We start from the raw sequence: 14307 nt of genomic DNA on the forward strand, positions 1-14307 counted from the left end.
CCGCATGACTGGCCGAATTTCAAGCACGGAGGACGCGGCGGCGACCAGTGCCCATGCCGGACACTGTTGCAAAATGATTACAGAACGTAAGATGTATGCCCCAAGTGCGGCCACAGAATTGTTTTTCGTTGACCCCTTCGCAGGCGCACGCAACATTTGTGCCGCCAGTCAAGTGCACAGGGGTCGCGCTCAGCTGCTGCCAACCGCGAGGATGCACGATGCGATCAGCGCAGTCGTAGCTTCCCGCATGTTACAAGAGCGGATGCCATCAGGCGTCCGGTCGCAGGGCGCCATACCGCCCTCGGACCGGATCGTGATTTTCCAGCGGGCCAAGGCGTCCGCGCGGATCATCATGCGCGATAACCAGACAAGGGGTAGCCATGCGAAACTTCCAGACAGTTCTTCATTCCGGCTCGTCGATCGCCATTGGCGCGGCCGTGTTTGCCGCCTTCGGCGCTGCACCGGCTCAGGCCGCTGAGGCAGACGGCCCTGACGCCGTCGTCACGGTTGCGGCACAGGCCGGGGCCGACGCGGCCGACCAAGCCGCTGCGGACGCGATGGACGATAGCGGCAATGTGCTGATCGTGACCGGCACGCGGCGGTCCAACCGCACCGTGGCCGAGAGCCCGGTGCCGATCGACGTCATCTCGGCCGAACAGCTGCGCCAGACCGGCCTCACGGAAACCGCGCGCGTGCTGCGCGATCTGGTGCCCTCATTGAACTTCCCGCAGCCCTCGATCACCGACGGCACCGATGCGATCCGTCCGGCGACCTTGCGCGGCCTCGGGCCCGACCAGACGCTGGTGCTGATCAACGGCAAGCGCCGCCATGTCTCGGCGCTGCTCAACATCAACGGTTCGGTCGGACGCGGGAGCACGGCGGTTGACCTCAACCTGATCCCGTCCTCATCCATCGGCCGGGTCGAAGTGCTGCGCGATGGCGCGGCGGCGCAATATGGTTCCGACGCGATTGCCGGGGTGGTCAACTTCCAGCTCAATGACGCGCGCGAAGGCGGACGTTTCTGGGTCAATTACGGCGGTTACAACACCCGCATTGCCGGCGTGCAGGAAGTGACCGGGGTGAACGGCACCGCAGGCCAGACCCCCACTCTGACGCCCGATGGCGTGCTGCAACTGGTCGGCACCGGGCGCGATCTCAAGGTCACCGACGGCGAGATTCTGGCGGTTTCGGGCAATATCGGCCTGCCGCTGGGGCCGGAAGGCTTCCTCAATATCACGGCCGAGTATCGTGACCGCGCCGACACCAACCGGGCCGGTTACGACCCCCGGCGCAATTATTCGCAGAGCGGCGCGCTCGATCCGCGCGAGTTGACGCTCGACCGGCGCTATCACCGCTATGGTGACCCGGAGACCGAGGATCTCAACATCGTCGTCAACATGGGCATTCCGCTGGACGAGAATGTCGAATTCTACGCCTTCGGCAGCTACGGCACGCGCGATGCGGAATCCGCCGGATTCTATCGCCGCGCCGCCGATAACCGGAACGTGACCGCGATCTATCCCGATGGCTTCCTGCCGCTGATCAACACCGACACCAAGGATTTCTCCATCGTCGGCGGGCTGGAAGGCGACTTCGGCGGCTGGATGTGGGACCTGTCGATGTCCTACGGCGAGAACAAGACCGACTTCCGCATCACCGAAACGCTCAACGCTTCGCTCGGCGCGGCCAGCCAGACCGAATTCGATGCCGGGTCGATTGCCTATAGCCAGCTGATGGCCAACCTCGGGATCAGCCGGGAGCTGGAGATCGGGGTCATCGAGCAGATGACCCTGTCCTTCGGCGCGGAATGGCGGCGCGAGGAGTACCAGCTGGGTGCGGGCGAGCTGAACAGCTATGTCGCAGGGCCGGTGCGGGTCGGGGCGAACAACCCCTTCATCACCGGCGCAGGTGCAACCGCCTTCGCCGCGCCGGGCGCGCAGGTGTTCCCGGGCTTCCAGCCGGTGATCGGCGGGGTCAACGTCACCACCCCCAACTCGCGCGAGAACGTGTCGCTCTATGCCGAACTCGATACCGACATCTGGGACGGCTTCAACGTCCAGGCCGCTGGCCGGTTCGAGGATTACAGCGACTTCGGATCGACGCTCAACGGCAAGCTGGCGAGTCGGCTTGAGCTGATTGACGGCTTTGCCCTGCGCGGCGCCGTGTCGACCGGGTTCCGGGCGCCTTCGCTCCAGCAGCAGTTCTTCGCGGCGGCGGCCACCAACAATATCGGCGGTGTGCTGGTCGATGCGGTGACGCTGCCAGTCAACAACCCGGTCGCGGTTGCGCTGGGAGCGACCCCGCTCAAGGCGGAAAAGTCGTTCTCGTGGTCGGCAGGCGCGGTGTTCGACCTGATCGATGGCCTCAACATCACCGTCGATTACTACCAGATCGACATCGATGACCGCATCGTGCTGACCGACAACCTCAGCGCCAACCGCGATGCGGCGGGCGCACCGACCGGCAGCAACCCCGGTCGCGGGATCGCCGAGATCCTCAATGCCGCCGGGTTCACCAGCATTTCGGCCGCGCGGTTCTTCTTCAACGGGATCGACACCCGCACCCGCGGGTTTGACGCGATCGCGACCTACCGCACCAGCCTTGGCGATCTGGGCACCCTGTCGCTGACGGGGGGCTACAACCGCAACGATATCGACATCACCGGGCGTCGGACCTCCCCGGGCAGTCTGGCTCAGGTTCCGGGGATCGATCTGTTCGGGCGCCTCGAATCCCTGCGGATCGAGCGCGGCCAGCCCAAGGATCGCATCAATCTCGGCGCGGATTGGGAGTGGAACTGGCTGAGCGCCACCGTGCGCGCCAATCGCTTTGGCGAGGTGTTCTCGGCCGGTGCAACGCCGCTCAATGATGTGCTGCTCGAACCGCGCTGGATCACGGATCTCGAAATCCGTATCCGCCCGCAAGGGGGCATTGCCGAAGGGATCGAACTGGCGTTCGGGGCGAACAACGTGTTCGACCAATACCCCACCGTCAACCCGACCGGACGCACCACCGATCCGGTCACCGGCAATCCGGCCAACCTGTCCGTCAACAACTACTTCCTGCCGTTCTCGTCCTTCTCGCCCTTCGGGTTCAACGGACGCTTCCTCTATGGCCGGTTGAGCTTCGCCTTCTAAGCAGGCGGCTTCGCAGGCCAATGATACGGGCGGCGCAGAGCGGGTCAGACCTGCGCTGCGCCGCCCGTTCTCATGAGAGCTGGCGGGCAAGCCAGCGGCGCTCACCAAACCACAGCAAGCCGCTGACCAGCAACCAGCCGAGCGCATAGGGCCAGGCCGGGCCGCGCCGTTCGGGGGTTTCGCGGGCCGCAGGGGCGTTCTGTTCGGCAGCCCAGCGCTGGGTGGCCTCCCCCGTTTCCCTGGCCTTGGCGACTGTCAGCGCGTCCTTGGGCAAGACGAGCACAGCAAACTCCTGCGCACCGTCACGCCCCGGCTGCACGATCCGGTGAACACCCGCGCTGGCGGGCCAATAGGCGGCGCATCCCTTCGCCCCCGCCAAGGGATCGATGGCGAGCGCGACTTCGGTTGCATCCGGGCCCATCACGCGGGCCGCGCCCGAGACACCGCAGATCGCCATCCGCTCGCCCACCAGGGGCAGAGCGGGCACGTCGGGCCGGAAGGTGCCATCGGGCCGCGCCACCGCGCTCACTGTGTCGCTCCACCATTGATAATAGCGATCGGCCTGCCCGTTGAGCACCAGCGCGAAGCTGTTGGCGACTGTCCACAGGGCGACGCGGCCCTCGCCGCGCTGCTGCCAGCCGGACAGCACGCCGCCATCCGCATCGGTGACAGCGGGCACGAAGGCAGAGCCTGCGCGCAGGGCCCATCGCCCGAGATCGGGAGCGGGATCATCGAGGGTATTGAGACTCGCGGGCGCATCCGCCGACCCCGGTCCGCGCAGCGATGCCAGCGTGTCGGCGTCCGGCGCGAGCGGAGGCAGGGTAACGGGCACGGCTTCGCTCCCGCCCTCAACCGCGAGGCCAAGCGCCCGCCAATTGCCGCGTGCGGCCGCGCTGGCCGGGCCCGTCATTCTGACGACCACGCCAAGGCCGCCCGCTACCGCTTGGGCAAGAACAGCGCGCGACCCGCTGCCGAGCGACTGATCGTCGATGATCACCACATCGACGTCGCGCAAGGTGGCCGCATTCAGAGACACGCTCTCGCCGCCCAGATTGACCCCGCCGCCCGCCTCCAGCCGGCTTTGCAAGGCGATGCCCGAATCCTCCGCCCAGCGGCGCAGATATTTCGCTTCGGGCGAAGGGGCTCCGATCAGGAGCGCGCGCAAGGGCGGCTGGGCGATCGTCCGCAGCGGCACCGGCGTGTCCGAGACGATTGTGCCATCCCGCCCGCGCAGACGGAGCGTGAAGGTGGCAAGGCCCGGCGCGCGCGCGGTGCCGCCCATTGCGAATACGCCGTCGGAGCCGATGACCCGGCGATCCACCCGCCGTCCGGCCGGGTCGAGCAGTTCGGCCACGCCGCCCTCCATCGCGCTGGCCTCGCCCGCGACGGTGAAGATCGCGCCGGCCGGCGTATCGGCTGGCGGGTCCAGCCGGATGAGGCCGCGCGGGACGGGCATGGGGGTAAAGGCGACGGGCAAGTTTGCAGCGGCATCGCGATCACGCGGGGTGAGGCCCCGCCCGATAATGCGCAGGCGCTGCGCCTGGTCATGCCGCCGCAGCGCCGTTGCGAGATCAGGGACGCGCTCGGCACCGTTGATGGCCGGTGCCTCGGGCAGAGCGATGAGGCGCTCGCCCGGCCGAGCCTCTGTCGTCAGCGGAGTCTCGGCGGTGGCAATCACCAGCGTCTCTCCCCCGACCGGAAGGCGCGGCGGGAACAGGGCGAGATAGAGCAGCAGACCGCTCACCAGTGTCAGCGCCGCCAGCACGCCTGCCCGCCAATCGCGCCGCCGCCACAGCAGGGCGATAGCGGCGCCAAGCGCGCCCACTGCAATCAGCACCGCGGTTGATGTCTCAAGGGACAGCATTCAGCGCAGACCCTGCATATAGCGCTGCCCCACAGAGCCGCCATCATGGCGCCGCCGCACCTGGGCGGGCGGGCGCGTGAGGACGGTCCAGAGCTGCTGGCGCAGTTTCTCGCGCAGGGCACCGGAGGCAGGATCGCCGCGCAGCGCATCGATCGCCGCGAGCACCGCCAGCGGGTCGCGGATGCGCCCGCTGTTGGTCCGCACCCAGCGGTCGAGGCCATTGAGGTCAATCGCTTGAAGCGACGATAGCGCACGCCATGCGGTGGCGGGAACGGCGTCCTCAATCGCAAATGGGGTCAAACGCGCGCCGCCCCCCACAATGCCCTCGCGCTTGCCCGCCATCCGCCGCGCCATATCGAGCGGCGGCTGAACCGTGCCGATGCGGGGGAGATAGATGCGGCTCGCCTGCTGCACCCGCTTGATGAAATCGAGCGCCTTCAGCTCGAACGGCAGCGCCTTCTCCGGCTGGCCCGAGCGCAGGTTGAGCTCCGCCTCCCACATCGCATCGAGCGCGCTTTTCAGCAGTTCGCGCGTGTCAGGGTCGAGCAAGGTCGCTGCCTCGCTCTCGTCATGCACGTGGCCATATTCCGCCGTGATATTGCCGAGCGCGCCGAACACCGGCGATTCCGGCGCGTCACCGTGATCGTGGCCGTCGCCATCATAATGTTCATGATCGTGGTCGTGCTCGTCTTCGGCGTGCCCGGCGGGCGCATCCTTCTCGGCAACCGGGAGCGGCGGGCGGCGCGGTGTCTCTTCCGCTTCCATGCCCACAAACTGGCCGTAGCGCAGGCGCAGCAGCCGTTGATCGACCCCGATCGTGTCAGAACGCACCATGAAGTCGTCGGCGGTCAGCTTCCCACGCTCCCGGATCAGCGCTTCGGTATCGATGATGACCTGCCGCTGGCTGCGGAAATAGGCGGGCATGGTCTGCTTCGCCATCAGTTCAAGCCCGTCGGCAGAGGGCGGCACCGCGCCGGGCCAGCGCAGAATGACCCCGGGGCCGCGCACCACCTGCGGGCCGGGCGTGCGCGTGTCGGCGACCGTCAACTGCGCCACCAGATCGCTGCCCGGTTGCAGCCCGAAGGCCGCCAGGTCGAGATCGACGACGAAGCGGCGGCGCTTCGGATCGCCCGTGCCGGAGACCATCCGGCTGCGCTCGGAGAAGCTGACATTCTCACCCTCACCAATCGCGGTGGTAAGCGTGAGCCGCGCCATCTGATCGACGGCGTAATCATCGCTCGCTTCGAACACCACGCGCCAGCGCCGCTGTCCGGGCTGGATCATCACCAGACCCGACGCCGGTTCGATCACCTGCACCTGCGGTGGTTCGTCGAGGATCGGTTCAAGCCGGTGCGCGGTCCGCGACATCCGGTTCCCCTCAGCGGTGACATGATAGAGCGAGGGGATGTCGAGCCGCAGCGATCCCGACCACCCTTCCTCGCCCAATGTCAGCGGCAGGGCCTGCCCGCCGACCAGTTGCAGCGCGGCGGATTGGGCCTGCGGGGTGAAGGCCAGCGTCCATTCGATCCGCGAGCCCAGCGGCGCACGGATGTCGAGGCCTTGGGCATAGCGCGCAGGCAGGCCGGTATAGGCGGGCGGGATGATCCGCACGCGCTGACCGCTGAGGCGGGGTTGGCCGGGCGCGGTCGCTTCGGTCTGCGGTGGAGCCGCGAGCGGCGGCGCTGACGCTTGGGCGGGCCACAGAATGATCGCGGCAAGCGCCACGGCACCCAGCCCCCATGCGGCGAGGATCGCCCGCTTCGACCAGCCATCGGCAAGGCTTTCCGGGTCGATCGCTTCGATCCGGGCCGCGATCCGTTCTGCCTGCAATTGTTCGAGTGGGGCGAGATCGGTGGAGGCAAAGACCAACGCGGCGCTGTCTTCCAGCCGCGCTTCGCGCGCGTTGAGGCGGCGGACGAGCCAGCTTTGGTCATATCGGTTCGCGAGGTGCCTGGCGGTCAATCCCAAAGCAAGGCCGCCCAGTGCCAGCACGCCTGTGGCCAGCCCGATACCGACCAGCCGCCAGCACAGGCCTGCGAGCACCAGCACCACCGGGCTCCATACCAGCACAGCGCCCAGAGCCGCGCGCTGCCGCGCCGGGGCGACCCAATGGTTCGGGTTGAGCTCCCGGCTCATGGCGCAAACCTCCGCCGCCGGCTCGCCAGCACACGTTCGGCGCAAAAGACCAGCGCGATCAGGAGGCCGAGCCATGCGGACAGCTCACGCGGCGGCAGCGGGAACGGCGGGGTGCTGGCCTTGGGCGCAAAGGCGGTGGACAGCACGCGGGCCGGTGACGGCGCTGCGGGGGCGATCAGATCACGCAGGCGGGCGGCGAAATCGGCGTCGAGCAGAGCGGGCATCGCGGCAGGCTCCAGCGGGCGCGCGAAGCGCAGCAATCGGCCCGAACCGAGGGGGCCGCCTTCGACCAAAGTCTCGCCTGCATCATCGCGCCACAACGCCGTGGTGGGTTCAGGCATCGCGACCTCTACGGCATGGCTCAGCACAGCCGTGCCGCCTGCGCTCACCCAGTCCACCACCGCTTGCGGAACCCGCCCGGGGGCGAGCCAGACCAGCACCTGATCGCGCGGCGGCAGTTCAGCCCCTGCGCGCGCCTCAAACCGAGGTTCGTCCCGCCACGCCGCAGCCGCCGCGCGGAAATATCGCACCGGCGCTTCCCCGCCTGCTGCATAGCGCACCGCCAAGGCCGGGGTTGCGGCAAGGGCGGGATCGTCTGTCTTCTGGCTGCCTTTGACGACCTGCCATTGGACCGCGCGGGTCAGCCTCAATGGCTCGGCATCGACGCCATTCAGCACCGGCGGCACCATGATCGTGAGCGGCACCTCTGGCGCAAGCTCGGCGTCGAATTGGCGGATCAGGCTGGACACGGGCGATTGCGGCGGCGGGGGCGTCGCGATGTCGGGAAAGCCCGGTGCGATCCACCGCAGGTCAGCCTCGGGCCCAGCACTCGCGCGGGCCGCAACCGGTTCGACACCGGGCGCGACAAGGATCGGCGCGGCGTCATCGTGCCACCCCAGCACCGCAGGCCGCGCCAGCAACAGCGCCAGCAGCGCGATAAGTAGCATCCGCAAGGCGAGCAGCACCAGCTCGTCAAAGCGCAGCTTGCTGCGCGGCCGGGGCAGCGCATCGAGCCAGCGCAGCGCGGCGAAATCGACCGGGACTTCCTCCGTCCGCCGCCGCAGGTGGATCAGCAGCGGCACGATCAGCGCGGCCAGCGCCGCAAGGCCAAGCGGGGCCAGCAGCAACGGTGTCACGTCGGTGCTACCCCTGTCCCGAACAGGACGTGCAGGGGCCGGTCGATCGGCTCGTCGATGACGACGGTGGCATGGCGGATCCCCGCCTTGTCGAGCCGCTCGTCCAGCGCAGCCTGCGCGGCGGCAAAGCGGCTGAGGAAGGTGTCGCGCAGCGCCGCACCATCGCTGATGAGTTCCGCGCCGCTTTCCTGATCGCGGAAGCGGAAGCCGCCATCGAAGGGAAAATCGCGCTCCTCCGCGGTGAGCAGTTGGATCGCCACGACCTCGCGCCCCGCCTTGGCCAGCCGCTCGATCAGCGCAATCCCGCCTTCATCGAAACAGTCGCTGAGGAACAGCACCAGATCGCGCGCGCCAATCCGCTCCCATAGCGGCGCAAGGGTCGCCTCGTCAGGAAAGGCGCCGGCCGCCTCAAGACGGCTGAAATCAACCTGCATCCGGCCCGCCTGAACGCGCCCGGCGCGCGGATCGGCGACACCGAGCGCCGCCTCCTGCAAGGCGATCCAGCCGAACCGGTCGCCTTGCTGCATCGCCAGCTCGGCAATGCATAGGCTCAGCAGCTTGGCCGCATCGAACCGCGACCAGTCCGGCCGTGCCCGATCAGCCTGCGCCATCGACGCGCTGGCATCGAGCAGGATCCAGATCGCAATCGGGCTTTCCTCCTCCGCCTCGCGCACGAAGAACTTGTCGGAGCGCGCAAACAGCTTCCAGTCGATGCGGCGTGGCTCATCACCCGGCTCATAGGCGCGGTATTGCGCGAATTCGAGGCCCGCGCCCTTGCTGCGGCTGGCGTGCATCCCGAAGCCACGGGTGCCGGAAATGCGCCGGGTTCTGAGCGAAAGCCGCTTCAGCCGGCCCCGGATTTCGGGCGGGATGGTCAGCGGCGTGCGCGCCATGGCTCAGCCCGCCGGGGGAGGGATGCGCGCCAGCAGCGCAGCCACCACGTCATCCGCGCTCTTGCCCTCGGCCTCAGCCGCGAAGGACAGCAGCAGGCGGTGGCGCATCACCGGCGCGGCCAGCGCGGCGATATCCTCTCGCGTTGCGGCCAACCGGCCGCTCAGCAAGGCGCGGGCCTTGGCGCACAGCACGAGCGCCTGACCTGCGCGCGGACCCGCTCCCCAGCGCACATAGCTTTCGACTTCCGGCGGGGCAGCCGCATCGCCGGGCCGGGTGGCGCGCACAAGGGTGGTGATCCAGCCCAGCAGATCATCGCTGAGGTAAACCTCGCGCACATTCGCCTGCAATGCCAGCACATCACCGGCCTCCATGACCCGGGGCACGGCATCCCCCGCGCGCCCGGTGGTGAGCGCGAGAATATCGCGCTCCTCTACCGCCGTCGGATAGCCGACCCGCACCAGCAGCAGGAACCGGTCAAGCTGCGCTTCGGGCAGGGGGTAGGTGCCCGCCTGCTCCAGCGGGTTCTGAGTCGCCAGAACGAAGAAGGGTTTGGGCAGCTGATAGGTCTGCCCGCCGTAACTGACGGTCTTTTCCTGCATCGCCTCCAGCAGCGCGGCCTGGGTCTTGGGCGGGGTGCGGTTCAATTCGTCGGCCAGCAGCAGGTTGGTGAACACCGGGCCTTGCTGGAAGCGGAAGGACCGGTGGCCGGTGCCGTGGTCTTCTTCGAGCAGTTCGGTGCCGAGGATGTCGCTCGGCATCAGATCGGGCGTGAACTGGACCCGCCGGAAATCGAGCTTCAGCGCGTCCCCCAGCGTCCGCACCAGCAGCGTCTTGCCCAGCCCCGGCACACCTTCCAGCAGGCAGTGCCCGCCCGCGAGCAACCCGATCAGCAATTGATCGACCACATCGTTCTGCCCGACGATCGCGGTCGCGATGGCGCGCTTCAGATCCCCGAGCTTGGCCATCCGCCGCTCAAGATCCGCCGCGCTTACCGGAGCCTGCTGTGACACGTGTTCAAACCCTTCAATTGGTGCCCCTCAATTGGAGAGCGCGTACATGATGATATTGACCCCGAAGCGGGTGTTATCCTCGGCGAGGAAGCGCTTGTTGCGCCAGTCATAGTCCCATTCGCAGCCGTAGTCCTTGTTGCTGTAGAGCACGCCAAGGCGGCCGTTGATGGTGATGCCCTTGAGATAATCGTGGATCAGGTCATCGCCCCAGCCATTGAGTTCAAAGCTGGTGGCCGGCGGCCCGTCGAATTTGAAGAAGCTCGAATAGAGCGGGTGGTTGTTCGGCAGCTTCTTCATCGCCTCGCCGCCGAAGATCCCGGCCATCTGCGCTTCGAACGACTTGGCGAACAGGCCGTCGATGTCATGATTGCAGTCATCGACGAACACAAAGCCGCCATTGCGCACATACCGTTCGAAATTGCGGCGTTCGGCATCGGAGAACTCGACCGCCTTGTGCCCCGCGAGGTAGCAGAACGGCGCCGACAGCATCCTCGGATCGCTGAGGGCGACGACGTGTTCCTCGGGGTCGACGCGCAAGGTGGTGTAATCGATCAGCGACGTCAGCAGATTGGCGGGCATCCGCTGGTCGACGTCCCAGTCACCGGAATTGTATTTGAGGCGGGTGAACCAGAAGTCGAACCCGCCCGTGGCCGCGCCGCCCGCGCGCTGGGCTGCGGCAAGGCGGCCGCCCATCATCGCAGTGGCAAGCCCGCCTCCCAGCAATTTGAGGAAACGGGCGCGGTTCATCGCTGAATTGCTCACGTGACCCGCGCCCATTGTTCCTGCCGCGTCAGACGGCGTCCGACAGCGAGGTGAAGGTGAAGTCCCGCAGCTTCATCGGCGGCACCATCATCGACCCGTCTTCGACCCGGACCGACCGGCCCAGCTCGTCGATATTGTTGAGCATGATGACCGGGCTTTCATTGAAGCGGAAGTTCTTGATCGGGTACATCAGCTGCCCGTTCTCGATATAGAACGTGCCGTCGCGGGTGAGGCCGGTCAGCAAGACCGTCTGCGGATCGACCATGCGGATGTACCAGGTGCGCGTAACCAGAATGCCGCGCTCGGTGCTGGCGATCAGTTCGGCGGTCGACTTGGTGCCGCCCTCCATGATCGTGTTGCCCCAGCCCGCGGTTTCGGGCTTGCCCTGCTTCGACGCCCAGTAGCGCGAGTACTGGAGGTTCGCGACCTTGCCCGCATCGATGATCTTGGTGCGCTGGCGCGGCAGGCCGTCACCGTCCCACGGCATGGCGGGGACCGTCGGGTTGGCCGGATCGGTATAGATATTGACGCGCGGATCCATGATCTGCTCGCCGATCTTGTTGCCGCCCCCCTGCTTGCTGAGGAAGCTGCGCCCTTCATCCGCCGAACGCGCATCGAAGAAGTTCATCATGAAGCTGATGAGGCCAGAGGCCGCCGCGGGCTCCAGGATGACCGTGTACTTGCCGGGTTCCAGCGCCTTGGCATCCACCGAGGCCGCAGCCTTGCGCATGGCGATCTGGATGTCGGTGCCCGCATCCAGTTCCGCCACGTCCTTCACGTTGCTGGCGACCCAGCCTGACCCGCGCCCGTCTTCGGTGCGCACGGTGCAGGTGTAATCCGCGATCGTGGAGCGCTGATAGCCGAAATTGCCGTTGGAATTGGCGTGGGCAAAGAAGGTGTGCCCGTCCTCCAGGAAGCCTGCCGCGATCAGGCCACGCTCGCGGCAGGGCAGGATCGAGGCTTCGGCGATCTTGGCGCGGGCTTCCGCCGTCAGCGCGGCGGTCGCTTCGCTGAAGGTGTCGGTCGCGGTGTAGGTCTGCTTGCCGACCGGCGGCATGTATTCGGGGTTTTCCGGCGCCAGCTTGGCCAGATCCTCGGCCCGGCGCACCACCCGTTCGAGCGAGGCATCGTCGAACTGGTTGATCGAGGCCGTGCCCACGCGCTTTCCGAAAGCGACCTCGACCGCGAGCTGGACATCATCGACGATGCCCGAGGTGGAAATGTCGTTGCGCGCAAACCGGACGTTGCCCCCGATCCCGCCGCTCAACACGGCGCTTGTGTTGTCGGCGGTGGAAAAGGCGATCACCTTGTCGAGGATCGCCTTGGCCTGCGCTTCTGAAAGAATGCTCATTGCTGCTTCTCCTGCGCGCGGTTCAGCCCAGCGACCGGGCGGTGTTGATGACGTTGATGCCGTCGAAACGGGTGGTCGACGAACCGTGGCTGACCGCCGAGACCTGGCTTGGCTGCCCCTTCCCATCGAAGAAGGATCCGAACATGCGATAGTCGCTTTCGTCGCAGATGGCCGAACACGAACCCCAGAACTCCGGCGTGCGCATCTGGTAGGCGACGTCCTCGATCATGGGGCCGAGCTTTCCGCCCTTGATCTCGTAGAACACCGTCCCGCCGAACTGCGCATTGTAGCGCTGCTGGTCGATCGAGAACGACCCGCGCCCGGCGATGTAGATGCCATTGTCGACGCCTGCGATCATGTCGGCGGTGCTCATTTTCGTCTTGCCGGGGGCGAGGCTGACGTTCGCCATGCGCTGGAACTGAACACTCGACCAGCTGTCGGCATAGCAGCAGCCGTCTGACTCGTTTTTGCCAACGATGTGCGCCTGATCGCGGATGGTCTGGTAATCGACCAGAATGCCGTCCTTCACCAGATCCCAGCGCTTGCACTTCACGCCTTCATCATCGTAGCCGACCGCGCCGAGCGAGCCCACCTGAGTCTTGTCGGCAAACAGATTGACGATCTCGCTGCCGTATTTGAAGCCCTCGTCGCGCTTGTCCATCGTGGCGAAGCTGGTGCCGGCGTAATTGGCTTCGTAACCCAGCACCCGGTCAAGTTCGAGCGGGTGGCCGACCGATTCATGGATCGTGAGGCCGAGATGGTTCGGATCGAGCACGAGGTCATACTTGCCCGGCTTGACCGACGGCGCCTTAAGCTTCGCCTGCGCATCCTGCGCGGCTGCGATGGCATCCTCCTTCATGTCATAGGAATTGCCGTAAGTCGTCAGGCCGTTGGACAGCACGAACTTGTCCTCCGCGCGGCCATCCATGTATTCATAACCGAGGCCCATCGGCGCCGAGAGGCCTTCGCGCGAACGGAACTTGCCGGTGGTCGTGTCAACGGCCGTCACCGTCATCGGGGCCCAGATGCGGTGGACGTCCTGATCGATGTAGGACCCGTCGGTCGAGGCGAAATACTTCTGCTCGTTCACCAGGAACAGCAGGGAGTTCACAAAGCTTGCCCCGGCCCCCAATGCGGCGTCGTTGACCGACATCAGCAGGTTGACCTTGTCCGCGATCGGCACCTCCATCGCGTTTTTCTTGATCGGGGTGCGCCAGCTGACCTCGCCGACCCCCGGCGTCGGCGCGAGCTGCACCGGTGCGGTCTGGATGCGGGCATTGGCCTTGGCGATCGCGGTGGCCTGCCGCGCGGCATTGGCGACGGCATCCTCGGTCATCTCGTTGGTGGCCGCAAAGCCCCACGAGCCATCGGCGATCACGCGCACGCCGGTGCCGGTCGATTCCGTGTTGACGATATTCTCGACATTGCGTTCGCGGGTGATGACGAACTGGCGCAGGTACCGGCCGACCCGGACATCGCAATAGCTCGCGCCCGCTGCCGTCGCCGCACCCAGCGCCGCATCGGCGAGCCGCTTCTTGACCGCGATGTCGATCGCGTCTTGCAGCTGTTCAGCCGCGATCGCTTTGCCAAAAATGGAAGGCGTCAGCGCCACACCTGTAAAAAAGGTGCTGAGCGCCAGAAAGTCGCGTCTGTCCACGTGAATACTCCTCAACCCGGCCCGCCGCATCCGTCAGGGAATCCGAAGGCAATGCGGCCATAGCTATTCACCCGAGCGCCTGGATGCCGGAAGTCCGCACGGTCATCAAACCGCTCAGCACGGTATGGATGGCAGCCCCCGCCCGACACATGTGTCGCCCCGGTCCGGCATCGCTAGCAACCCTTCCCACCGCGCGGGGACGCCGCACGACGAAGCGCAGGACTTTATCGACGAACAGGCCACCACGCTCCGCCAGATACACGGCCTCGTTGACGGGAACGCCGGTGCGACTGATGCGACCCCGACGGGGCCGTGATCTGTGGATCTGCTTCGGCGAGGCCTGAACCAAAGGCAGCCCTCGCC

At 66.7% G+C, this 14307-nt stretch carries 9 protein-coding genes; 1 reads left to right on the plus strand and 8 read right to left on the minus strand.

What is annotated here, in order from left to right:
• Positions 1–380 precede the first annotated feature (380 nt).
• Positions 381–3134, plus strand: coding sequence for a TonB-dependent receptor plug domain-containing protein (locus ACLBKT_RS11395; RefSeq protein WP_410183037.1), 2754 nt, complete (start codon positions 381–383; stop codon positions 3132–3134).
• 70 nt (positions 3135–3204) lie between these two features.
• Here ACLBKT_RS11395 and ACLBKT_RS11400 read toward each other — a convergent pair whose 3' ends face one another.
• The 8 genes from ACLBKT_RS11400 to ACLBKT_RS11435 form a co-directional block, all read right to left on the minus strand.
• Entirely contained in the window at positions 3205–4971 is a 1767-nt protein-coding gene (locus tag ACLBKT_RS11400; RefSeq protein WP_410183038.1) for a carboxypeptidase regulatory-like domain-containing protein, read from the minus strand.
• A 27-nt stretch (positions 4972–4998) separates the two neighbouring features.
• The gene (locus ACLBKT_RS11405) at positions 4999–7134 is read right to left on the minus strand and encodes a DUF4175 family protein (RefSeq protein WP_410183039.1); all 2136 of its coding nucleotides are present in this window, start codon (positions 7132–7134) and stop codon (positions 4999–5001) included.
• On the minus strand, positions 7131–8270 hold the full coding sequence (locus ACLBKT_RS11410) for a BatA domain-containing protein (protein ID WP_410183040.1): 1140 nt from the start codon (positions 8268–8270) through the stop codon (positions 7131–7133). Before ACLBKT_RS11410 ends, ACLBKT_RS11405 begins: the two co-directional genes overlap by 4 nt.
• Positions 8267–9163: a DUF58 domain-containing protein gene (locus ACLBKT_RS11415; RefSeq protein WP_410183041.1), complete on the minus strand. Its 897-nt coding sequence runs from the start codon at positions 9161–9163 to the stop codon at positions 8267–8269. The genes ACLBKT_RS11410 and ACLBKT_RS11415 overlap by 4 nt, the downstream gene beginning before the upstream one ends.
• A 3-nt stretch (positions 9164–9166) precedes the next feature.
• Positions 9167–10129, minus strand: coding sequence for an AAA family ATPase (locus ACLBKT_RS11420; protein ID WP_410183681.1), 963 nt, complete (start codon positions 10127–10129; stop codon positions 9167–9169).
• 72 nt (positions 10130–10201) lie between these two features.
• Positions 10202–10936, minus strand: coding sequence for a DUF4159 domain-containing protein (locus ACLBKT_RS11425; protein WP_410183042.1), 735 nt, complete (start codon positions 10934–10936; stop codon positions 10202–10204).
• 28 nt (positions 10937–10964) lie between these two features.
• On the minus strand, positions 10965–12287 hold the full coding sequence (locus ACLBKT_RS11430) for a TldD/PmbA family protein (protein ID WP_410183043.1): 1323 nt from the start codon (positions 12285–12287) through the stop codon (positions 10965–10967).
• A 22-nt stretch (positions 12288–12309) separates the two neighbouring features.
• Complete coding sequence (locus ACLBKT_RS11435; RefSeq protein WP_410183044.1) at positions 12310–13944, minus strand: TldD/PmbA family protein; 1635 nt, start codon at positions 13942–13944, stop codon at positions 12310–12312.
• Positions 13945–14307: the final 363 nt, after the last annotated feature.

It is taken from the genome of Erythrobacter sp. W302b, from assembly GCF_046452395.1.
Taxonomy (GTDB): Bacteria; Pseudomonadota; Alphaproteobacteria; order Sphingomonadales; family Sphingomonadaceae; genus Erythrobacter.